This window comes from Alishewanella sp. BS5-314 (genome assembly GCF_025377695.1).
GTDB lineage: Bacteria > Pseudomonadota > Gammaproteobacteria > Enterobacterales > Alteromonadaceae > Alishewanella > Alishewanella aestuarii.
Window position 1 is genome coordinate 842,351 of sequence record NZ_JACEHJ010000001.1, and the last position, 20,364, is coordinate 862,714.

At 53.0% G+C, this 20,364-nt stretch carries 22 protein-coding genes; 7 read left to right on the forward strand and 15 right to left on the reverse strand.

Annotation, left to right across the window (positions count from 1 at the left end; all coding sequences use genetic code 11):
* Positions 1–32: 32 nt before the first annotated feature.
* Genes H1D31_RS03935 through H1D31_RS03950 form a run of 4 tightly spaced genes read left to right on the forward strand, consistent with a single transcriptional unit; the run spans position 33 to position 3,656 of the window.
* On the forward strand, positions 33–533 hold the full coding sequence (locus H1D31_RS03935; RefSeq protein ID WP_261256235.1) for a hypothetical protein: 501 nt from the start codon (positions 33–35) through the stop codon (positions 531–533).
* The gene (locus H1D31_RS03940) at positions 530–1,198 is read left to right on the forward strand and encodes a PspA/IM30 family protein (protein WP_008950763.1); all 669 of its coding nucleotides are present in this window, start codon (positions 530–532) and stop codon (positions 1,196–1,198) included. Before H1D31_RS03935 ends, H1D31_RS03940 begins: the two co-directional genes overlap by 4 nt.
* A complete protein-coding gene (locus tag H1D31_RS03945; protein WP_261256239.1) occupies positions 1,198–1,869 on the forward strand; it encodes a YqiJ family protein in 672 nt (223 codons plus the stop codon). The genes H1D31_RS03940 and H1D31_RS03945 overlap by 1 nt, the downstream gene beginning before the upstream one ends.
* A gap of 47 nt (positions 1,870–1,916) precedes the next feature.
* Positions 1,917–3,656, forward strand: a complete 1,740-nt coding sequence (locus H1D31_RS03950; RefSeq protein WP_261256241.1) for a flotillin family protein — start codon at positions 1,917–1,919, stop codon at positions 3,654–3,656.
* A 99-nt stretch (positions 3,657–3,755) separates the two neighbouring features.
* Here the strand turns inward: H1D31_RS03950 and pckA are convergent, their stop codons facing one another.
* From pckA to nudE, 3 genes are all read right to left on the reverse strand, one after another.
* Complete coding sequence (gene pckA / locus H1D31_RS03955; protein WP_008609649.1) at positions 3,756–5,354, reverse strand: phosphoenolpyruvate carboxykinase (ATP); 1,599 nt, start codon at positions 5,352–5,354, stop codon at positions 3,756–3,758.
* A gap of 210 nt (positions 5,355–5,564) precedes the next feature.
* Positions 5,565–6,389: a 3'(2'),5'-bisphosphate nucleotidase CysQ gene (gene cysQ, locus H1D31_RS03960; protein WP_065955852.1), complete on the reverse strand. Its 825-nt coding sequence runs from the start codon at positions 6,387–6,389 to the stop codon at positions 5,565–5,567.
* Entirely contained in the window at positions 6,343–6,954 is a 612-nt protein-coding gene (gene nudE / locus H1D31_RS03965) for an ADP compounds hydrolase NudE (RefSeq protein ID WP_008609651.1), read from the reverse strand. The genes cysQ and nudE overlap by 47 nt, the downstream gene beginning before the upstream one ends.
* A gap of 68 nt (positions 6,955–7,022) precedes the next feature.
* On the opposite strand from nudE, the gene yrfG reads away from it, so the two are divergent.
* Positions 7,023–7,715: a GMP/IMP nucleotidase gene (gene yrfG / locus H1D31_RS03970; protein ID WP_008609652.1), complete on the forward strand. Its 693-nt coding sequence runs from the start codon at positions 7,023–7,025 to the stop codon at positions 7,713–7,715.
* A 13-nt stretch (positions 7,716–7,728) separates the two neighbouring features.
* Here the strand turns inward: yrfG and H1D31_RS03975 are convergent, their stop codons facing one another.
* The 12 genes from H1D31_RS03975 to gspC are packed head-to-tail and all read right to left on the reverse strand — an operon-like array spanning position 7,729 to position 18,900.
* On the reverse strand, positions 7,729–8,478 hold the full coding sequence (locus tag H1D31_RS03975; protein ID WP_008609654.1) for a type II secretion system protein N: 750 nt from the start codon (positions 8,476–8,478) through the stop codon (positions 7,729–7,731).
* A 1-nt stretch (position 8,479) separates the two neighbouring features.
* Complete coding sequence (locus H1D31_RS03980; protein ID WP_261256249.1) at positions 8,480–8,947, reverse strand: type II secretion system protein M; 468 nt, start codon at positions 8,945–8,947, stop codon at positions 8,480–8,482.
* Positions 8,944–10,134 (reverse strand): type II secretion system protein GspL, encoded by a 1,191-nt coding sequence (gene gspL, locus H1D31_RS03985; protein ID WP_261256250.1) that lies wholly within the window; start codon positions 10,132–10,134, stop codon positions 8,944–8,946. The genes H1D31_RS03980 and gspL overlap by 4 nt, the downstream gene beginning before the upstream one ends.
* Entirely contained in the window at positions 10,131–11,123 is a 993-nt protein-coding gene (gene gspK / locus H1D31_RS03990) for a type II secretion system minor pseudopilin GspK (RefSeq protein WP_261256251.1), read from the reverse strand. Before gspK ends, gspL begins: the two co-directional genes overlap by 4 nt.
* A complete protein-coding gene (gspJ, locus tag H1D31_RS03995) occupies positions 11,120–11,734 on the reverse strand; it encodes a type II secretion system minor pseudopilin GspJ (RefSeq protein ID WP_261256252.1) in 615 nt (204 codons plus the stop codon). Before gspJ ends, gspK begins: the two co-directional genes overlap by 4 nt.
* Positions 11,721–12,098 carry a type II secretion system minor pseudopilin GspI gene (gspI, locus tag H1D31_RS04000; RefSeq protein ID WP_008609661.1) on the reverse strand — a complete coding sequence of 126 codons (378 nt, stop codon included), beginning with the start codon at positions 12,096–12,098 and terminating at the stop codon, positions 11,721–11,723. The genes gspJ and gspI overlap by 14 nt, the downstream gene beginning before the upstream one ends.
* The gene (gene gspH / locus H1D31_RS04005) at positions 12,098–12,664 is read right to left on the reverse strand and encodes a type II secretion system minor pseudopilin GspH (RefSeq protein WP_261256256.1); all 567 of its coding nucleotides are present in this window, start codon (positions 12,662–12,664) and stop codon (positions 12,098–12,100) included. The genes gspI and gspH overlap by 1 nt, the downstream gene beginning before the upstream one ends.
* Entirely contained in the window at positions 12,664–13,107 is a 444-nt protein-coding gene (gene gspG / locus H1D31_RS04010; RefSeq protein WP_008609663.1) for a type II secretion system major pseudopilin GspG, read from the reverse strand. Before gspG ends, gspH begins: the two co-directional genes overlap by 1 nt.
* Before the next feature lies 1 nt (position 13,108).
* Complete coding sequence (gene gspF, locus H1D31_RS04015) at positions 13,109–14,329, reverse strand: type II secretion system inner membrane protein GspF (RefSeq protein ID WP_008609664.1); 1,221 nt, start codon at positions 14,327–14,329, stop codon at positions 13,109–13,111.
* On the reverse strand, positions 14,329–15,834 hold the full coding sequence (gene gspE / locus H1D31_RS04020; RefSeq protein WP_008609665.1) for a type II secretion system ATPase GspE: 1,506 nt from the start codon (positions 15,832–15,834) through the stop codon (positions 14,329–14,331). Before gspE ends, gspF begins: the two co-directional genes overlap by 1 nt.
* Entirely contained in the window at positions 15,831–17,924 is a 2,094-nt protein-coding gene (gene gspD / locus H1D31_RS04025; protein ID WP_261256259.1) for a type II secretion system secretin GspD, read from the reverse strand. The genes gspE and gspD overlap by 4 nt, the downstream gene beginning before the upstream one ends.
* A 28-nt stretch (positions 17,925–17,952) precedes the next feature.
* Entirely contained in the window at positions 17,953–18,900 is a 948-nt protein-coding gene (gene gspC, locus H1D31_RS04030; RefSeq protein ID WP_261256261.1) for a type II secretion system protein GspC, read from the reverse strand.
* A 160-nt stretch (positions 18,901–19,060) separates the two neighbouring features.
* On the opposite strand from gspC, the gene hslR reads away from it, so the two are divergent.
* The gene (gene hslR, locus H1D31_RS04035; RefSeq protein WP_008609670.1) at positions 19,061–19,474 is read left to right on the forward strand and encodes a ribosome-associated heat shock protein Hsp15; all 414 of its coding nucleotides are present in this window, start codon (positions 19,061–19,063) and stop codon (positions 19,472–19,474) included.
* A gap of 10 nt (positions 19,475–19,484) precedes the next feature.
* A complete protein-coding gene (hslO, locus tag H1D31_RS04040; RefSeq protein WP_008609671.1) occupies positions 19,485–20,327 on the forward strand; it encodes an Hsp33 family molecular chaperone HslO in 843 nt (280 codons plus the stop codon).
* The last annotated feature ends 37 nt before the right edge of the window (positions 20,328–20,364 follow it).

Consider the following 20,364-nt stretch of genomic DNA (forward strand, 5'->3'; position numbering starts at 1 on the left):
GGTATCCTTTACTCAATATTCCAGGCAGGCAAATGACAACGAAAACGGTTCCATTCAGTGCCAGGATAAGCATTGAAGACGCTGAATTTATCAGTACTCTGAGCTATGAAGGTGCACATACCCCGTCGGATAAACTACGTGCCCTTCTGGCAGAAACTCGTAATAAACGCGCCAATTTCGACAATTTTGCGGCAAATTTGGCACAAATGACCGAGTGGCTGCAGCAGTTAAGCCGACCACTGTTGGTGAGACAGCAACAACTGCAACTCAGAACAGAGGGTATTAATCGCGTACTCGATGCTCTGCCTGAGCTGTTGGCGATACTGCAAACTGCGGCGGCACGAAGCCCGCAGCTGAATATCAGGGAGCTGCAGGAGGCCGAAGGCCAAACAATGCAACAAGTGTTAAACATTTTGTCATTGCTACTCCCTTTAGCAGTGACTCAGCCTCAGCAAGCTACACAACAAGGCGTTATAAAACTGGCTGAGTTAATCACTCAGCACCATACGGCAACACAAGGAGCACAGCAATGAGTGAAAGTATTACCCGCCGGGTAGCCCGGTTAGTCAGTGGCAGTGTCAATGCCCTGGTGGATGCAATGGAGAGCAGCTCTCCGGAAACCGTAATGGAGCAAACAATACGTGAGCTGGACTCCGCTATTGCTGACACCCGCAGTGAATTGGGACAGCAAGTTGCACAAAAACATCTGGCCAGTAAAAAATTAATGGAGGAGAACAGCCGTTACGAAACGCTAAGCGAGCAACTCAATGTTGCTGTTGCCAACGGTCGTGACGATCTTGCCGAAGCCGGCATTGCAGAGCAAATGGATATTGAAGCACGGATCCCGGTGCTGGAAGCATCAATAGCCGATTGTGCCGCACGTGAAAAAGAGCTCGAAGGTTTTATTCAGGCATTACAGGCGAAGAAGCGTGAAATGCGTGCAGAACTACAAGCCTTCGTTACGGCTCAGCAAGCTAAGGCCTCCACTGCCAGCCCGCTGACAGCAAGCAATCATTCTGCAGAGCAAAAAGCTGAGCGCGCGGCAGATGCGTTTAGCCGGGTACTTGAGCGTAGTTCTGGCATTGCCGCGCGCGATAGTAGCCTGGGCAATGCCGGCAAATTAGCTGAGTTGGAGGAGCTTAGCCGCAAAAATCGCGTTGCAGAACGCTTGGCGGCATTAAAAGCAGGGAAGAGCTGATGTTACAGCTACTGCTGGCCAGCGAAAACCTGCTATTTAGCGTCGCGCTATTACTGATGTTATTAATTGGCCTACTCGAGCTAATCGCAGTGCTATTTGGTTCGAGTTTCAGTTCATCCCTTGAGAGCTTACTGCCGGAGGTTGAGATCGCGCCTCATACTGAGGTGGGTCAACTAGACGCCGACTCAGCCTTAAGTCGCTTTTTCGGTTGGCTAAGGATTGGCGAAGTGCCACTGTTGATGCTGCTGGTCCTTATGCTACTCAGCTTTGGCCTATTAGGCCTAATCATGCAAAGCTTTTTACTGTCGATGCTTGGGTTTATGGCGCCAGCCTGGTTAGCAACCCCTGTGGTGCTATTCGCGAGCTTACCTATGGTGCGCTTTAGCGGAGGGATACTGCACCGTTTGATGCCAAGAGATGAGACGACTGCCGTTACCAGCGACAGTCTGTTGGGTCGGATAGCCATTATTACATTAGGGACCGCCCGCCAAAGCTATGCCGCAGAAGCGAGGGTAAAAGATCAACACGGCTATCAACATTATATTCAGGTTGAACCAGATAACCCTGAGGAATGCTTTGTGCAGGGTACCGAAGTCTTGCTGCTGACCCGACAAGGCGCGGTTTACAAGGCGATAAAAAATGCCAATCCACATTTAAGTGAAGCGGAATAGTAAATAGATTCAACAACGGAAAACGTTAATTACAACAAGGAGCCAACATGCTATTGGAAAATTTTTCTCACATCTTAGTTATCGCTGGTGCAGTACTCGTTGCCTTGATTATCCTGGGCATGATCCTCGCGCGGCTGTATAAACGGGCAACCAAAGAGATATCCTTTGTACGTACAGGCTTTCGTGGTGAAAAAGTCATCATGAATGGCGGTGCAATAGTACTACCCGTTTTGCATGAAATTATTCCGGTGAATATGAACACCTTAAGACTGGAAGTTCGTCGTGCAGCGGAGCAAGCACTAATTACCCGTGACAGAATGCGCGCCGATGTTACGGCGGAATTCTATGTCAGAGTCAAGCCAACCGTAGATGCTATCGCCAATGCCGCACAAACGCTGGGTTTAAAAACCATGAACCCTCAGGAACTGAAAGAACTGGTAGAAGGTAAATTCGTCGATGCCCTGCGCTCTGTTGCCGCGGAAATGGCCATGGAAGAGCTACACGAAAAGCGCGTCGATTTCGTGCAAAAGGTGCAACATGTTGTTTCTGAAGACTTGTTAAAAAATGGTCTGGAACTCGAATCAGTGTCACTCACGGGTTTAGACCAAACCGCGTTTGAGCACTTTAACCCGCAAAACGCCTTCGATGCCGAAGGTTTAACTAAGTTAACTCAAGCTATTGAATCGCGCCGTAAGATCCGTAACGACATTGAGCAGGAAACCGACCTGGCGATTAAAACCAAGAATCTGGAAGCCGAGCGCGCCAAGCTGCAAATCTCCCGAGAAGAGGAATATGCACGCTTAGAGCAGGAAAGAGAGGTTTCTATTCGTCGGGCATCTCAGATGGCGGAAATTGCACGTGAGCAAGCCGAGAAAAAACGCGAAGCCGAAGAAGCGCAGATTGCGGCGCAGCGCGAGATTGATCTGAAACGTATTATTTCTGAACGCGACATCGATAACGAGACGATCCAGAAAGAGCGCGCAGTACGTGAAATGGAAATTGCTAAGCAACGTGCTGTTGAGCAAGCCGAAATTGAGCGTCAGAAAGCCATTGAACTGGCTTCGCAGGAGAAGGCGATTGCTGTTGCGGAAAAATCGCGCTCTGAATCTGAAGCCAAAGCTGAAGCCGACAAAGCCCGGGCACTGGCCGTACGGCAGGAAGAAGGGGTAATGACTGTTCGTCAAACCGAACAGGCAGAACGGGCCAAGCAGGTTGAACTGATTATGGCTCGGCAATTGGCGGAAAAGGAAGCAATTCAGCTCGTCGTCTCGGCAGAAGCGGAGAAAAAGGCCGCCGAAGATCAGGCCGAAGCAATGCGGGTTGCCGCTCAGGGTGAAGCCGATAAAGTACGTCTTTCTGCTAAGGGTAAAGCCGATGCCGAACTGCTGCTGGCTGACGCCAAGGCGCGTTCTTATGCCGTAGAGGCCGAAGGTAAAAAGGCCATTAACGCGGCAGCAAATATGCTTTCTGCTGAGCAGATCGCCATGCAGGTTCGGCTGGCATTAATTGAGAATCTGCCAGAGATTATTGCGCAAAGTGTCAAGCCGATGGAGCAAATCAGTGATATTAAGATTCTGCAGGTTAACGGCATAGGTGGAAACAGCACAGGCAGTGGCTCAGGCAACAATGAAGTAGCAGAGGGTAATGGCTCGCTGGCTGATCAAGTAGTGAATAGCGCTTTACGGTATCGGGCACAAGCACCGATCCTGGATTCGCTGTTATCCGAAATTGGCTTAAAAGCCGGAGATATCAATGGCATTGCCGACGCAGTAAAGAAGCCATTGTAACGCGCTAACAGCAACGGCATAAGCGCACGCAGTATGTTATCGCGCAAGAAAAACAAAGCCCCGCTGAGCGGGGCTTTGTAATTTCCATACGGCTTTAACTTACAGCTGAGGCCCGGCCGCAACCAGAGCTTTACCCTCGTCATTATCGGTAAACTTAACAAAGTTATCGATAAAACGTTTGGCCAGATCTTTGGCTTTGACTTCCCAGTCTGCTGCGTTGGCATAAGTTGCACGCGGATCCAGGATACCGTCATCGACATCATGCAGATGAGTTGGGATCGCCAGGTTAAAGTACGGCAGTTGCACAAACTCGGCATTCTCGATGCTACCGTCCAGGATGGCGTCAATAATAGCGCGGGTGGCTTTAATGGATACACGTTTACCTGTGCCATTCCAACCGGTATTGACCAGATACGCTTCAGCACCAGCGGCTTCCATCCGCTTACCTAACACTTCCGCATACTTGGTTGGGTGCAGGCTTAAGAAGGCGGCGCCGAAACAGCTGGAGAAGGTTGGCGTAGGTTCAGTAATACCACGCTCAGTACCGGCCAGCTTGGCCGTAAAGCCAGACAGGAAGTGGTACTTCGCCTGCTCTTTGGTTAACTTCGATACCGGCGGTAATACCCCAAAGGCATCAGCAGTCAGGAAAATCACTTTCTTGGCATGACCGGCTTTAGAGACTGGGGTGACGATATTGTCGATATGGTAAATCGGGTACGACACCCGGGTATTTTCCGTTTTCGAGCCATCGTTAAAATCAATTTTACCATCTGCCAGCACGGTCACGTTTTCCAGCAGGGCGTCACGACGGATGGCGTTATAAATATCCGGCTCGTTTTCTTTCGACAGGTTAATGGTCTTGGCGTAACACCCACCTTCGAAGTTGAACACGCCATCATCATCCCAGCCGTGCTCGTCATCACCAATTAACTGCCGCTTTGGATCGGTCGACAGGGTAGTTTTACCGGTACCAGACAGACCGAAGAATACCGCCACGTCGCCGTCTTTACCGACGTTAGCAGAACAATGCATCGAAGCGATGCCTTGCAGTGGCAGGAAGTAGTTCATCATTGAGAACATACCCTTCTTCATTTCGCCACCGTACCAGGTACCGCCAATCAGTTGAATGCGCTCGGTCAGGTTAAAGGCAACGAAGTTTTCTGAATTCAGGCCATGTTTCTGCCAATCCGGGTTAGTGCATTTGGCACCGTTCATCACGATAAAGTCTGGCTTATAGCTTTTCAGCTCTTCATCGGTAGGCCGGATAAACATATTTTTTACGAAATGCGCCTGCCAGGCCACTTCAGTAATAAAACGTACCGCTAAGCGGGTGTCGGCGTTCGCACCACAAAAGGTGTCGACAACAAAGAGTCTTTTGCCGGATAACTGGCGGGTAACCAGTGTTTTCAAATCAGCCCAAACTTCTGTACTGATGGGCTTATTATCGTTTTTTCCTTGATCTGACCACCAGACGGTATCGCGGGTAGTGTCGTCACGCACGATATACTTGTCTTTCGGAGAGCGGCCGGTAAAGATGCCGGTATCGACTGATACTGCGCCAAGCTCGGTCAGCTTACCTTTTTCATAACCTTGCAAATCACTGCGGGTTTCTTCGGCGAACAGCAGCTCGTAAGATGGGTTATATACGATTTCCGTGACATCTGTGATGCCGTATTGGCCCAAATCCAGATCGGACATTTGTTAACTCCTAAGGGTACTGTAGGTAAGGGTGCAGTCTCTGACGGACTTAATTTTCATGTTGCTCTTTGAGCAGAGGGCGGTTCTCTGTTCAAAAAACACCCGTGCATCATAGCGTTTTTTCACGATAAAAGATACTAGGATTTGGCTAAAGGCCCCTGTTTGCGCGGCTTCTGGCCAGTTGCTTAATTACTAAAGTTGGTAATTTTATTACAGCTCACGCGCGGTTTGCCGGGCTTTAATCAGCTCAGACCAAGGCTGTACGGCAGCGCCGATAACCATAAAATCGGGATTACCAAGGGTTTCCCGCTGGTTATAACTGAGGGGGGCAAACTGGCTATCCAGAATTTTGCCGCCGGCCTCTTCGACGATGACCTGCACGGCGCCGGTATCCCATTCCCCGGTAGGCCCCAACCGCAGATAACAATCTGCCTTGCCTTCAGCTACCAGGCAGCTTTTTAAGGAACAGCTGCCAAGCGCAATAAACTCGGCTTGCTCCGGTTGTTGCAACAGGTCGTGGATCAGCTGTCGCGGCTGGCGGCGGCTGACGGCAATGCGCAGCGGCTCGCCAGGCTGATATTGCTGCACCCGGATCCGGTTAATCAGATTATGTTGTTGTTTAAAGGCACCATTGCCGCGGGTGGCGTAATACAACAACTGCTCTTTCGGCCAGAAAATCACGCCCAGCGCCGGCCAACCATGCTCCACCAGAGCAATACTCACCGCGAAATCACCGCTGCGGGCAACAAACTCCTGGGTACCGTCCATCGGATCAATCAACCAGTAGCGCGGCCAATCTGAACGTTGTGCCAGCGGTAGGATCTGGGTTTCTTCAGAGATAATCGGAATATCAGGCGTGAGTTCACTGAGCCTGGCAATGATATGTTTGTTGGCAGCCAGATCGGCACTGGTTACCGGGCTGGTATCCTGCTTTTGTTGCTGACTAAACTCACCGCTCTGGTAAAGCTCCCATAAAATCGCACCGGCCTCACGGGCAGTGGCTTTCACTGGCTCCAGCAGTTTGCTTAAAAACATCCGGGTTGGCTTCCAAATATTGTTGTGCCAGCAACAGGGCTGCCACGCTGCGCGCCTCGGTAAAATCGGCTTGTTGCAATAAGGCCGCACTGTCTTGCCGCAACCAGCGCACCAGCTCTAAAGGTTCGGGTTCGTCACCGGCCTGCTGCTCAGGATAGAGATCAAAGGCCAGCACTAGGTGCATTGTAGCATTAAAATAGCCCGGCGCTAACGCCAGTGACTTCAGCTGTACAAAGCGGTGCGCGCCAAAACCAATTTCTTCTTTTAACTCGCGGTTAGCCGCTGTCAGAATATCCTCACCCGGATCGATTAAGCCCTTGGGAAACCCCAGCTGATAATCATGGGTGCCGGCACAGTATTCGCGCACCAGGTACAGGTGCTCCGGATCCGGACAGGCGATAATCATCACGGCACCGCGGTTGCTGCCGCGCATCCGTTCATATACCCGCTGTTCGCCATTGCTAAACCGCAGCTCCAGTTGCTCCACTTTAAACAGCCGGCTTTGCGCCACAATTTGCTGCGACAGAATTTCCGGTTTTTGTTTGTCAGGTGTGCGCTGCGTCATCGGCTGCTCTCTGTTAAACTGCTAAGCTGTTTGGTTATCTACTATAAAGCGATTAACGGGAAAAGCCTATGCTGCAATGGTCAGAAATCGATACCGTGCTATTGGATATGGACGGTACCCTGCTGGATCTGCATTTTGACAATTATTTCTGGCAGGTACATTTACCGGAGCGCTGGGCCGCCATTACCGGGATCAGCCCCGCTGAAGCCAGTGCCGAACTGATGGCCGAATACAGCAAGCTGCAGGGCAAGCTGGAGTGGTACTGTCTGGATTACTGGGGGAAACGGCTGCAACTGCCGATCACCGAGCTTAAACGGGAGATTATCGATAAGATCCGGATGCGAGATGATGTGCCGGAGTTTTTAACCGCGCTAAAAGCCAGTGGCCGCCATATTGCCCTGGTTACCAATGCACATCCTGACAGTTTGTCACTGAAACTGGAACGCACCGATCTGGCCAGATATATTGAGCAGTTAATTTCTACCCATGAATTTGGCGTCACCAAAGAGAGTCAGCAACTGTGGCATAAACTGCAGCACCGGCTGGGGTTTGATCCTGAGCGCACGCTCTTTGTCGATGACAGCCTGCCTATTCTGGAAGCGGCACGTGAATTTGGCATCAAACATTTGCTCGGCGTAGCTAACCCGGACAGCCAAAAACCAGGCAATCATTATCATGGCTTTAGCATGGTCACCGACTATCGCAGCCTGCTGGGCGATATCTACCAGAGCCGTGGTGTTCTGCCGGCCTCAGCCGGCTAACACCCGAGACGGCTCAGAAATTTAAGCGGTAACGGCCCTCAGCGTCCGGTGCGCCAACGAACTGCATCGCCTGATGTACCTCAGCCGGCAGCTCTGCCGCTGGCTTCAGGGTACCGCTAACCTGCAGTTTACCGGCAGCATTAACCGTTGCCCGTACATCTAACGCCAGAATATTCGCCGGATCGGTAATCAGCACCGGTTGTTGCTCGTCACACTCGAGGCGGGCATTAAACTGCTGCAGTTGCAACCAGGTACCTGTCGGCGGCTGCAGGCTGGCATCAAACCAACTGAGTTGACCAGCAAGGGTCTGGCAACGGCCACTTTGCAAAGTCAGACGCTGGATATCCAGCACTAACTCACCACCGGCCTGCACCGGCATCGGCAATTGCAGTAATGGCAGCAATAAAGGTACCGGCAGTTTAATCAGGCTGGAATGCACACTGATACCCGCCGGCGTGGCCCAGACCCGGGCCTGCAAATAGGGTTGCTGATTTTGCTGCACACTACCGGATTGCAGTGCCAGATCTAAGCGTAAGCGCAGTAATGACCAGGGGTTAAGCTGCCAGTTCAGTTCATTTAACTGCAGTTGCTGGAAGCGCAGCTGTTGCACCTTCCCCTGCCACAGGGTGCCCGTAACCTGACCCAGTTGCAGTTGTGGCGGTAAGCTCACCAGCTTTAACCACCAGGCTGCCGGCGTTAATACCAGCATAAACAGCAAGTAGGCAACCAAGCCCAGTGCGGCCAAAGGCCAATGTTGTTTCATACTACTCAATCACCATTCTGCGAACTCTGACAATACCGGCCTTATCTGTTGCGGCAACGTCTACCTGCACCAGCCGCACCCCGTTCTGATAGTACAGCTGGTGCAACCAGGGCAACAATTGCTCGAACGCCACATCTTCCAGTACCAGTTGCAACTGCTCATTCTGCGGCTGCATCCGGCTAACCCGGATATTAAAGCTTCGGGCACTGGTGCTGATAATTTGCGACAAGCTGCCACCGCTGCGTGCCGTTACCGCGGCGCCCTGCAACAACGGAGCCGCCTGTTGTAACGCCTGCAGCTGTTGCTGTACCTGTTGAATTGCTACTGCGTTGCGCGCCTGAGCCTGGTGCAGTGGTTGCCACAACAACCAGTAAAAGGCGCCGAGCAACAGCACAGGAACACAGAGTAGCAGCAGTTGTTGTTCGCGTTGCGCTAAACCTTGCCACCAGAGTAGTACCCGTTGTTTCATACCTTACCCCTCATTACTACTGTGCCCTGTACCCGGCTGCCATCGTTGCTCAGCGCGCCCTGCTCTATGCTATAGCCGGCTTGCTCCAGCACGGTTTTTAACTGTTCAAAACTCTGAAAACCTGCAGCACTGGCCGAAAAGCGTAACTCATGCCGCGCCGCGTCATAGCGCAGTGAGTCAAGCTTTACATCCGGCAAGCCTTCCAAGCGTTGTTGTAGCGCCTGTAATTGCACAAAGAAATTCTGCTCATTAGGTCCGACGCCGGCAGCCTGTAACTTCTGCTGTAACTGGCGGTTTAAATTCACGATCCGCTCACCCGGGAACAGCTGCAGATAGTTAGTTTGCAGCTCTGCGGTTAATTGCGTCAGCTGCCGTTGCTGCTGCCAGACACCGATACCCAGCTGTAACAGATAGGCCAGCAGCAAGCCGCCAGCCAGGGCAGCACTGAGTCGCCATTGCTGCCAGGTTTTGTTCTGGGGCTTTTTCGGAGTATAGGGGCCTTGTAGCAGGTTGAAACTGGTCGCAGTCAGGCCTCTGGCCAATAAGGCCAGGGGTAACTCCGGAGCGGCAGCCTGATGCGGCTGGACAATATGTTCAGGCCAGGGACTGTACGTTGTCAGCTGTGGCAGAGCAGCCAGCGCCAGGTAGTCCTGCCACCAGGCGCTGTCGATCGCTGTTGCCTGCCAGCTGTCCAGTCGCAGTAACCATTGCTGTTGCAGTTCAATACAAGCCGGTAATGCATCTGCCGGCAGTAACAACGCATCTGGCAACATCCGGCTGACATTAAAGCCTGCCTGCTGCAACCAATCTAACCATTGCTGCAAACGTTCGCGCTGGCAAATCGCGACCTGCTGCCGGTACTGCCCCTGCTGCAGTTCAGCCTGTCCGTGCGCGATAAAAAGCTTATCAATATCTTCAGCCTGCTCTTCTTCCAGCATATAGGGCAGCGCCTGCAGTAACTGACGGTTCGGCTTGGCCGGTAAGGTCACCGTTTTCAGTACCACATCTGCGGCCGGTACCAGCGCGATAACGTTGCGCCGCCCCAGTCGCTCGGCCAGTGCGGCTAGCGCCGCCACACCGGCTACCTCGCCACTGGCTATGATGTCTGCGGTGAGCGGTGCATAGACCAGCCAGCTGATTGGTTGTTCAGGCTGACTGGCCAGCCGGATTAGTAGTTGTTCATTCACCCCTGGCCTCCAAAGCGCCGGGCCAAAACCCTGATGGCATTATTTTCTTCTCGTTTAAATAGTGTACTTTGCTGAAAACCACTTTCCTGATAAGCCGTCGTTGCCTGTAACCGGAAATACTCGGATTTGACGGACAGTGCCGCCTTCACATCGGCCGGCACTGTCAGCCCGGCCAGCGCCGGGCTTTGTAGAAAACTTTCTACATCGGTGTAGCCCTGCTCCGGCCGGTTTAATATCGCATCCTGCGCCTGAGTTTCGGTCATCTCCGGTAGCAGCGCCTGTAACAGGACGGCGCTTTGCTCCGTTAACGTATTCACATTCAGCAGCAATACATCGTTTTCCGGCAGTACGCAAATATAAGGCAGCAGCAATTGATAATCTGCCGGCGTCAGATCGAGGATTAACCGCAGTTCAGTCTCAGATACCATCAAGCTGTTGGCGGTATAATAGGGAAATAACAAGGCGGCATAATCGTCCTGTTCCGCGCCCCCGGCAGAATTCAGAATACCATCCTCGTCCAGCCAATCACTGAGCCGCGCCGTCAGATTCTCGGCCGGCATACTGAGATCGGCTGCCACCAGCTCCAGTAAACGCAGGAAGGTGCGCTGCGCCAGCGTCTGCACCTGACCTTGTTGCCGGTCTGGTTGTTTTTGCAACGCATTCAGGTTAAAGCAACTGTTCAGATCACGGATTTCTCCGGCGATCTGGCCGTCATCCACCATAAAGCTCGCGCCCTGCTGCGCCCAATCCTGCCCCAGATGCACCACATCCTGCCCTTGCAACGAACGACGCAACAACACCCGGGTAAAGGCTTCTGCCCCCATTGCGTACCAAAACGCCTGCTGCTGTTGCTGCAAATTCTGTTGCCGTTGTATTTGCAACTGCAAGCGGCCACTCATCTCAACCGCCAGCACGACCACAATCGCCACGATCAAGAGTACGGTGATTAAGGCTGCGCCTCCTTGTGACCGCGGATAGCATCTGTTCATTCAGCACCCCGCCACAAGCCATCCGGCAATACGTATAAGCGCTCAATTTCACCCAGCTGTTGTTGCTTTAGTGTGACTTTGACTGCCTGCGGTAAATACTGATGATGCCAGCGCTCTTCCCAGCGTTCGTTATACCAGTATTCAATTGCAAAGGCCTCAACACCGTCCAGTAACATCTGCTGTTGCGGCTCAGTATCATTGACCGCGTCCACGTATAAGGTAAACAAACGTTGTAATTGCCCGTCTTGCAAGCGATAGGCCACCGCCTGCAATTCGCTGCGGGGCAGCAACATCCCCGGATTACGCCAGCCCTGGCGGGTAAAGCTGATACCATGATCCTCACTACCGAGCAAAAACGGCTCACCCCACAAGCGCTCTTGTTTCGGCGGGTCTCCCTGGATCCGGACCTGCCGGGCACTGATCTGCAGCAAATCACGCTCCAGTAGCAGCATGGCCTGTTGTAACTGGCGCAGTTGCGTTAAGTGCTGCCGTGATAATTCATCACTTTGCGTGACATTGCTCAGAATGGCTACCGAGGCTAATCCCACCATCGCAAAGATCGCCGTCGCCAATAACATTTCGATAAAGGTAAAACCCTTAACCCGGCGCATCGGGACGCCCTATATAGGTTTTCAGCTGATAGACGACTTGCTCCGGCTGCTCAGCCAGGCGCACGCTAATCTGCAGCTCACGCAAATCCTGATCAGGCACCGTAACGGCTCGTAATTGCCATTGCCAATCCCGGTTGCCGAGGCTGACTTCGCCCTGCTCCAGCTCACGCGGTGGCCAGCTGCGATTCAGTTGCGCCTGCTGCAGTTGATTATTGGCAATCATGCTGGCGAGTGTTAATTCTTCCAACTGAGCAACGGCGCGCAAATGACTGGCACTGGCCTGCAAAATGGCCGCACCGGCGGTGGCAAAAATCGCCAACGCGATCAACACTTCCAGTAAAGTAAAACCGCGCCACTGCCGCATTATTCTGCTCCGCTAAAGCGGCTGAGCGGGACACTGAAATCGGTACCCACCCGCACCTGCACGGGCGGCCGCTGCTCAGCGGCCTGCAACACTAAACGAAAGGGGGTAATTTCACCGGAGGATAAAATAAATACCTGTGGCAGAGGGGGCTTATCCGCGGCAGGCGTATCCGAAGCCTCAGCTTGCGCTTCCTGCTGCCAGCTGACCTGACCAAGTAAATTCAGCTCAGCACCAGGTAAGCCTTCTAACTCCAGCAGCAGCGACAATTGCTCCGGCAACTGATAGGTTTTAGCAGCGGCAACCTCAGGCGCCCATTGCCAACCATCCGGCCCATAATAAACGAAGGCATATTGTTGCTGACTTACCACCAGCCCCCACTCCTGCTGTCGCAGTAACGCCGTGTCGGCAATAAACTGAAACACCTGGCTAAAACGTGTTGCCTCTCTTTCCAGCCGCTGCTCGGTGCTATCGCCGCTAAAGGTAAATACCACCGCACTGGCTAAAATACCAATCAGCAGCAACACCAGCATCACTTCCAGCAAGGTAAAGCCGGCACGGCGCAGCATCAGTTACCGCCAGCGCCATCCGCGTCAAGATTCCAGTTGCCGATATCATCATTGGTACCGGCTACCCGATCCGGGCCCTTACTAAAGACATCAATCCGCCCTAACTGTCCGGGACTGACCAGAATATACTCCTCTCCCCAGGGATCCTTTGGTAAACGCCGGATAAAGCCACCCTCCGGAAAGACCCGCGGTACCGGCTGCGAGGTGGGCGCCGTGACCAGAGCGTCGAGGCCCTGCTCTGTTGTCGGGTAGAAACCATTACGCAGGCGATACATATCCAAAGCGCTTTCCAGTTGCTGAATATCCACCACCACTTTTTGCCGTGCCGCCTGTTCCTGATTACCCATCAGGTTAGGCACCACCATACTGGCAATGATGCCGAGGATCACGATGACCACCATCACTTCCAGCAGAGTAAAACCTTGTTGCTTTTGCCTTAACATCTTAAGCACCTACCATATTATTTAACGCTAAAATGGGTTGTAGTATTGCCAGTACGATAAATAACACCATACCTGCCATCACGGCCACCAGCACGGGTTCAAACACCTTTAGCGAGACCTTAACCAGGGTTTCAAATTCGGTGTCCTGCGCATTGGCGGCACGTGCCAGCATGGCATCTAACTGCCCGCTTTTTTCACCGCTGGCTATCATATGCAGCATCATCGGCGGGAACAAGCGGCTTTGTTCCAGCGCACTTTTTAATGAAGCCCCTTCCCGTACTCTGGCGGTGGCATCGGCCAGCGCCAGTCGCATATAGCTGTTACTGAGCACTTCGGCACTGATCCGCATCGCCTCCAGCAACGGCACCGCACTGGCATTCAAAATACTGAGCGTCCGGGCAAAGCGTGCCGTATTCAGCCCGCGCGCCACCTTGCCCAGCAAGCCCAGCCGCAATACCAGCTGGTCCCACTGCAAGCGCAAGCCGGGTTTTTGTAAGGCGCGCTGCCAGGCTACTGCTGTCAGTAAGATCGCCAGTAACACTAAGACACCGTAATGGCGTAAAAAGTCACTGGCCGCAATTAAGAATAGTGTCGAGCCGGGTAACGATTCTCCCATATGCTCAAACTGTACGACGATCTTCGGCACTACCGCCGCCAGCAGGATGCTGATCACCAGGATGGCAAAGCCGGTCAGAATTAACGGGTAGAGCATCGCCTGCAGGATCTGACTGCGCATATACTGGCGCTGCTCGGTATAATCCGCCAGCCGGTTTAATACCTGCTCCAGATGGCCGGATTTTTCGCCGGCCGCCACCATCGAGCGGAATAAATGATCAAACACATACGGAAACTCCGCCAGCCCCTCTGCCAGACTGTAGCCTTCTACGACCTTAGAGCGCACCGCCATCAGCATATTTTTCAGGCGGGGTTTCTCGCACTGCTCGGCAACCGCTAACAACGCGCTTTCTATCGGCAGCGCGGCCTCAACCAGGGTGGCCAGTTGCCGGGTGATCAGCGCCAATTCGGCAGCAGATATCCGCCGCTGCAACCAGGGGCCGCGGTTGGCGAGTTTTTTTTCCTGCTGTGACGCCAGTTCCACACTGAGCGGCGTCAGTTTACGCTCACGTAAAATTTGCCGGGCGTGGCGCGCGTTATCAGCCTCCAACACCCCTTTATTTTTTTTACCGCTGCTATCTAATGCCTGAAACTCAAAGGCCGCCATTACAGATCCTCACGGGTAACCCGCAGCACTTCTTCCAGCGTGGTTACGCCGGCAAGCACCTTAGAGAAACCATCGCTACGAATACTGGGGCTCAGTGCCCGGGCGTATTTTTCAATCGCCTGCTCGCCCTTACCATTATGGATCATCTCACGCATCTGCTCATCCACCACAATCAGCTCATGGATACCGGTACGGCCGCGATAGCCGGTATCATTACAGTGCTCGCAACCGACAGCGCGATAGATCAGCGCGCCTTCTTTCTTGGTAATACCCAGCAGATGACGTTCTTCTTTATCCGGCTCATGTGCAGCTTTGCAATGCGGGCAAAGCGTACGCACCAAGCGCTGCGCCAGCACCCCCAGTAAGCTAGACGACAGTAAGAACGCCTCCACCCCCATATCCTCCAGCCGGGTAATGGCGCCGGCAGCGGTATTGGTATGCAGGGTCGATAGCACCAGGTGACCGGTCAAACTGGCCTGCACCGCAATCTGTGCCGTTTCCAGGTCGCGGATCTCCCCTACCATCACCACATCCGGGTCTTGCCGTAAAATGGCTCTCAGACCGCGGGCAAAGGTCATATTCACCTTGGTATTGACCTGGGTCTGGCCGATACCTTCCAGTTCGTATTCGATTGGATCCTCTACCGTCAGGATATTCCGATCTTTAGTATTAATTTCGGTTAAACCGGCGTACAACGTGGTACTTTTACCGGAGCCGGTAGGACCTGTCACCAGGATAATGCCATGCGGTTTTAGGATCAGCTGCGAGAACAGCTGCTGCACGGCAGGGGTCATGCCCAGATCCGCTAAATTCAGGTGCGAATTGTTTTTATCCAGTAACCGCAGCACCACCCGTTCGCCATGACTGGACGGCATCGTCGAAACCCGCACATCCACCGCCCGCCCGGCGATCCGCAGACTAATACGGCCATCCTGTGGTACGCGTTTTTCGGCAATATCCAGCTTCGCCATAACCTTGATCCGTGATACCAGCAGGCTGGACAGGCGGCGATTTGGCCGCAGCACTTCGCGCAGCAAGCCGTCGACCCGGAAGCGGATAATCAGCGCTTTTTCAAAGGTTTCAATATGAATATCTGAGGCGCCAAGCTTAATGGCTTCGCCGAGCATGGCGTTAATCAGTTTGATAATGGGCGCATCGTCTTCGTTTTCCAGCAGGTCTTCGGCTTCCGGGATATCTTCCGCCAGTGACGCCAGATCGACCTCGTTACCGATATCTTCCATAATCTGCTGCGCTTCACTGGAATCGCGCTGATAGGCGGCTTCCAGCAGAGCTTCAAAAGCCAGAGCATCCAGTTGCTGCACCTTAAACGGCTGCGCCAGCAAACGACGCACTTCCAGTAACGCCTGTGGCGGCGTGGCCGGCTGCACGTAGAGCAACCAGCCATCGTGATGCGGCTGCAGCAGCACGCCAAACCTTTTGGCGAAACTAAAGGGCAATCGCACCCGCTGCGTCAGTACCGGATTAAGTTGTTCCATCTCTGTCATGGCTTAGGCTGTCCTGCCGGCGGCTGTGGCTCTTGCTGTTGCATAAACTCTTCAAAACTCGGCGGCAGCTTCAGGCTGTCGTCCCATTCCGGCAAAATCGCCTGCCGGGTTTGTGGCATTAAGCGGATCCCTTCCTGGTCACGTTTAATTTGCTCGGCGCGAATAAAATTATATTTTTGTTTACTGATGCCATTAATGGCATTACCGTCGCGCACTATACTGGCACGGATAAATACCATCAGGTTGCGTTTGCGTTTGCTGACGCTGGTTGATTTAAACAGATGGCCCAGTACCGGGATATCACCCAGCAGCGGTACCTTGGATTCACTTTCCTGCACATCTTCGTCAATCAAACCACCCAGTACGATAGTCGCACCATCGTCCGCCATCACTGTGGTTTTGATTTCACGCTTATTAATAGTGATATCGACCGCTGTTGCGCCGCCAATACTGGACACTTCCTGCTCGATCACCAGCTGCACGGCATCACCTTCGTTGATTTGTGGTGTTACCTTCAGCTTAATGCCCACTTCTTGTCGCTGTACTTGCTGGAACGGGTTGGTATTGTTTGAGCCCAGTGACGAGCCGGTGATAATCGGCACTTCCTGACCGACCAGGAAAATCGCTTCCTGATTATCCATGGTCGTAATATGGGGTGTCGCCAGTACGTTGGAGTTGGTGCTGGTACGCACGGCCTGCAAGATCGCCGCCCAGTTACCATTGTAGAACCCCAGCAAGGCGCCATTGAGCCCTTGCAGGGCCTGAGCTAAGCCGGAGTAGTCACGATTGGTATCTGGCGTAGTGGTGGTAATTAACTCACCGGTAGTCGGGTCACGCGATTGCGTGGTAGTACCGCGGGTGATCTGCGAAGCCTGAGCTGCGCCAGCCGCAATATTCACGATCGGAATAGTATTAGTGCCGGTAAAGTTAGTGCCACCGCCATTGGCGTTTAGCCACTGTACGCCGAAATCGGTGCCGTTACCGTCAAACACCTCGACAATAATGGCTTCGACCAGGACCTGAGCACGCCGGATATCCAGCTGCCGTACCACATCCTCCAAAGAGCGCATCATATCCGGCTGCGCGGTAATCACCAACGAATTACTGTCGGCATGCGCTTCAATACTAATAGAACGGCCACCAGCTGCCCGTCTGGGTGCCGGTTGTCCGCTCTGTTGCGCGCCCTGGGCTTCGGCAGCAATAGAATCACTTACCCCGGTGAGCACCGGCACCAGGTCTTCCGCTTTGGCATACTTCAGATAAAACACCCGGGTATTACCGCTGGTTTGTAACTCTGCATCCAAACGGCGGGCTAATTCAATGACCCGCTGCCGGGCTTGGGCTTCGCCACTGACAATCACGCTGTTGGTGCGTTCATCGGCGACAATCCGTGGCACCAGAAAATCCGGTTGCTCGCCCCGGTTCTGGGTGCGGTAGATGCTCTCCAGGATCCTGACAATTTCTGCAGCCGAAGCAAAGTTCAGTTTCAGAATTTCCAGCTCCTGATCACCCGCTTTATCTACCCTTTGAATAATATCCACCAACCGGTTTACCAGCGCAGCAGGGCCGGTCATCATAATCACGTTGGACGGGTCATAGTTCACCACATGACCGCCACCGCCCTGGTTAACAAACTGCCGTAACAGAGGCGCCAGTTCACGCACTGAAACATTGCGCACCGGAACCACCCGTGTCACCATCTCATCGCCATAGCCCGGCGCCTCATCCCCAACCACCGGGATATTCGAGGTTTTCGCATCCTTGTCGCGTACCACCTTCAGGATGCCGCTCTCCATCTCGACCACAGCAAAACCGTAGACTTGAAGTACGTTTAAGAAGAATTGGTAGTACTGTTCTTCCGTCAGCATATCGTAGCTGCGCACATTAATCCGGCCACGGACCTGCGGATCGACAATGATGGTTTTTTTCAGGTTCATACCGACGATATTGATAAACTCATTAATGTCGGTACCTTTGAAATTGGGAGAGTAGCGAATGTCGCTGTCCGCCACGACGCTGAAGCTAAGTAGCGCAGCCAGCAGCGCCGTCGCCAACGGGCGTCTTGCCCTGGAGAAAAAAGCTGATTTCATGAGAGATTAACCAATTCTTATCGTTATTTTACTGTGACAGACTAAACAGAATATCTCTGATTTCGCCATCCCGTTCAATCTTTAACCGCGCTTCAGATGCATCGCGCAAATCGTTGATTACCCGCATCGCTTGCTGCATATCATTAAGCGGTATACCGTTAATTTCGATCGCCAGATCATTTTGCTGTAAGCCCATTTGTGCAAACAAGGCCGCATCTTTGCCGGCCATCAAACGATACCCCACTAGCTGGCCATCACGCTGTACCGGTGAGACCCGCACGTAGTCAAAAAATTTCATCGGTTCAGCCAGAATTTCATCGCGTTGCACCTGCACATCCGGATTAATCACTCCAGATGCGATAGGCGCGGCCAGCACTATGGGTTCTTCTGCCTGTAACTGATAATCCGCGTTATTGTCGCTCTGCCCCAGACCAGCGTTAGCCTGAGCAATGCGGGTAAACTCAATACCGTCGAGCATCAGGGTTTCAAAGCGGCCATTTTGTTCCAGTAGCACCCGATCTTCCAGCACTTGAGATAAGCGGGCACGGGTACCTTCGATCTGATCACCCACCGCATAGGTGGTCTCGCTGCCGCGCTGTTCAATGATGGCGCTGCCGGCCTCCGGTCGGCCTGGCACTGAGACCAGGCCGGTTAACTTAACATTTAATTGGGTTTTCGGTGCTTCGGTTACCTGCGCTACGGCAGGTGTAGTCACCTCAGCCGAGGCCTGACCAAACAGGGCGTAACGTAACAGGTTATTCAGCGCAACCGGGGCTTGCTGTGCTGGCGTCACACTAACACCAGCTGGAAGCGCAGGGGCAACCGGTTGGGGCACCAGTTGCCAGCTTAAGCGCGCCAGCAACCAAGCCAGTAGCAGCACCAACAGCAGATTCAGCACCAGGCGCAGCGGTTGTAACGGCAGCCGCTGTAAATATTGCCAGCCAAGTTGTAGTTTCGGGTGAAGTGTCGCGTGCATAGCCTTTATCTTTTAATCAGTTCCACTGCATCTTACTGAGTAAGACCGCCGACAACAAGCTTTGTTAATAGCTTTTACAAGCCTCTAACGCCAAAGTACGACCTGCAACTTATCGGTTTTTGGGTGTATAATCAAAACTCCAATTACTATCAGGTTTCTTATGCCACAAACTACCGCCAACGCTACAGCTACCGACCTTGTTGTTCGCCTTGATAAATGGCTTTGGGCCTGCCGCTTTTATAAAACCCGCGGCCTGGCTAAGGAAATGATTGAGGGCGGCAAGGTGCACTATAATGGTCAGCGCTGTAAAGCCGGTAAGTTGGTTGATATCGGTGCCACAGTGCGACTGGCACAAGGGGCAGACGAAAAAATCGTGCTGGTCCGCGGGCTGTCTGATAAGCGCCTGGCAGCACCTCTGGCACAACAACTTTACGAAGAAACCGCCGAAAGTTTGGCAGAGCGGCAAAAACGCGCCGAACTGCGAAAAAACAATGCGTTATTTGCGCCACACCCGGAAACAAAACCGGACAAAAAGGAGCGCCGGCAGCTCTTGTTACTTAAATCGCAGCAATGAGAATTCAAGCATGACTGATGCACTAATCCGTTTTTTATTTCAACAAAAGCATGTGCGTGGTGAGTTGGCCTATGTTGAGGATAGCCTCGATAAGATGCTACAGCATCACCAGTACCCACTGCCGGTCAAGCAATTACTGGCAGAGCTGGTGGTTGCGACCAGTTTACTGACCGCCACCCTGAAATTTGAGGGTGAAATTGCGGTACAGCTGCAAGGTGATGGACCAGTGCGTTTCGCGGCAGTCAATGGCGATCATCAGCAAGCCTTCCGGGGTGTGGTGCGGATGCAGGCTGAACTTAGTGGTGACAACTTCCGGGATCTGGTCGGTAATGGCTACCTGGTCGTGACCATCACACCGGTGCAGGGTGAGCGCTATCAGGGCATTATTCCGCTGAGTGGCGACAGCCTGACATCAACACTGGAAGCCTATTTCGCACAGTCAGAGCAGTTACCAACCCGTCTTTACATCTATACCGATATCAGTAATCGCAACCGTGCCGCCGGCTTTATGTTGCAGGTACTCCCGGTTGAGCAGGACAAAGCCCGCGAGGATTTTAATGAGCTGGTGGTGCTGAGCGATACCCTTACGGCTGGTGAACTACTGGATTTGCCGCCAGAAGAAGTATTACACCGCCTGTTTCACCAGGAAGTGGTTGAAGTATTCCCTGCCCAGCAGATTAGTTTTGTCTGTGGTTGCTCGAAGCAAAAATGTGAATCGGCGTTATTCAGCCTGGGACGGGCGGTGATCGCCGAGCAACTGGCACTGGGTGGGCTGGATATGGCCTGCGAGTATTGTAATAAGTCGTATCATTTTAGCGCTGACGAGCTGCAAAGCATTCATGACCAGCTGTAAAAAAGCCACCGCTGTAGCGGTGGCTTGTTAGTTTAAC

Bases quoted from the DNA above. Each gene is read 5' to 3' on its own strand.
- nudE (WP_008609651.1), bottom strand. From the start codon at position 6,954: ATGACGCAGCGCACACCTGACAAACAAAAACCGGAAATTCTGTCGCAG.
- H1D31_RS03950 (WP_261256241.1), top strand. From the start codon at position 1,917: ATGCTATTGGAAAATTTTTCTCACATCTTAGTTATCGCTGGTGCAGTA.
- gspC (WP_261256261.1), bottom strand. From the start codon at position 18,900: ATGCACGCGACACTTCACCCGAAACTACAACTTGGCTGGCAATATTTA.
- yrfG (WP_008609652.1), top strand. From the start codon at position 7,023: ATGCTGCAATGGTCAGAAATCGATACCGTGCTATTGGATATGGACGGT.
- gspG (WP_008609663.1), bottom strand. From the start codon at position 13,107: ATGTTAAGGCAAAAGCAACAAGGTTTTACTCTGCTGGAAGTGATGGTG.
- gspJ (WP_261256252.1), bottom strand. From the start codon at position 11,734: ATGCGCCGGGTTAAGGGTTTTACCTTTATCGAAATGTTATTGGCGACG.
- cysQ (WP_065955852.1), bottom strand. From the start codon at position 6,389: ATGTTTTTAAGCAAACTGCTGGAGCCAGTGAAAGCCACTGCCCGTGAG.
- gspD (WP_261256259.1), bottom strand. From the start codon at position 17,924: ATGAAATCAGCTTTTTTCTCCAGGGCAAGACGCCCGTTGGCGACGGCG.
- H1D31_RS03975 (WP_008609654.1), bottom strand. From the start codon at position 8,478: ATGAAACAACATTGGCCTTTGGCCGCACTGGGCTTGGTTGCCTACTTG.
- pckA (WP_008609649.1), bottom strand. From the start codon at position 5,354: ATGTCCGATCTGGATTTGGGCCAATACGGCATCACAGATGTCACGGAA.
- gspE (WP_008609665.1), bottom strand. From the start codon at position 15,834: ATGACAGAGATGGAACAACTTAATCCGGTACTGACGCAGCGGGTGCGA.
- H1D31_RS03945 (WP_261256239.1), top strand. From the start codon at position 1,198: ATGTTACAGCTACTGCTGGCCAGCGAAAACCTGCTATTTAGCGTCGCG.
- hslO (WP_008609671.1), top strand. From the start codon at position 19,485: ATGACTGATGCACTAATCCGTTTTTTATTTCAACAAAAGCATGTGCGT.
- H1D31_RS03940 (WP_008950763.1), top strand. From the start codon at position 530: ATGAGTGAAAGTATTACCCGCCGGGTAGCCCGGTTAGTCAGTGGCAGT.
- gspF (WP_008609664.1), bottom strand. From the start codon at position 14,329: ATGGCGGCCTTTGAGTTTCAGGCATTAGATAGCAGCGGTAAAAAAAAT.
- H1D31_RS03980 (WP_261256249.1), bottom strand. From the start codon at position 8,947: ATGAAACAACGGGTACTACTCTGGTGGCAAGGTTTAGCGCAACGCGAA.
- gspK (WP_261256251.1), bottom strand. From the start codon at position 11,123: ATGAACAGATGCTATCCGCGGTCACAAGGAGGCGCAGCCTTAATCACC.
- H1D31_RS03935 (WP_261256235.1), top strand. From the start codon at position 33: ATGACAACGAAAACGGTTCCATTCAGTGCCAGGATAAGCATTGAAGAC.
- gspI (WP_008609661.1), bottom strand. From the start codon at position 12,098: ATGCGGCAGTGGCGCGGTTTTACTTTACTGGAAGTGTTGATCGCGTTG.
- hslR (WP_008609670.1), top strand. From the start codon at position 19,061: ATGCCACAAACTACCGCCAACGCTACAGCTACCGACCTTGTTGTTCGC.
- gspH (WP_261256256.1), bottom strand. From the start codon at position 12,664: ATGCTGCGCCGTGCCGGCTTTACCTTGCTGGAAGTGATGCTGGTGTTG.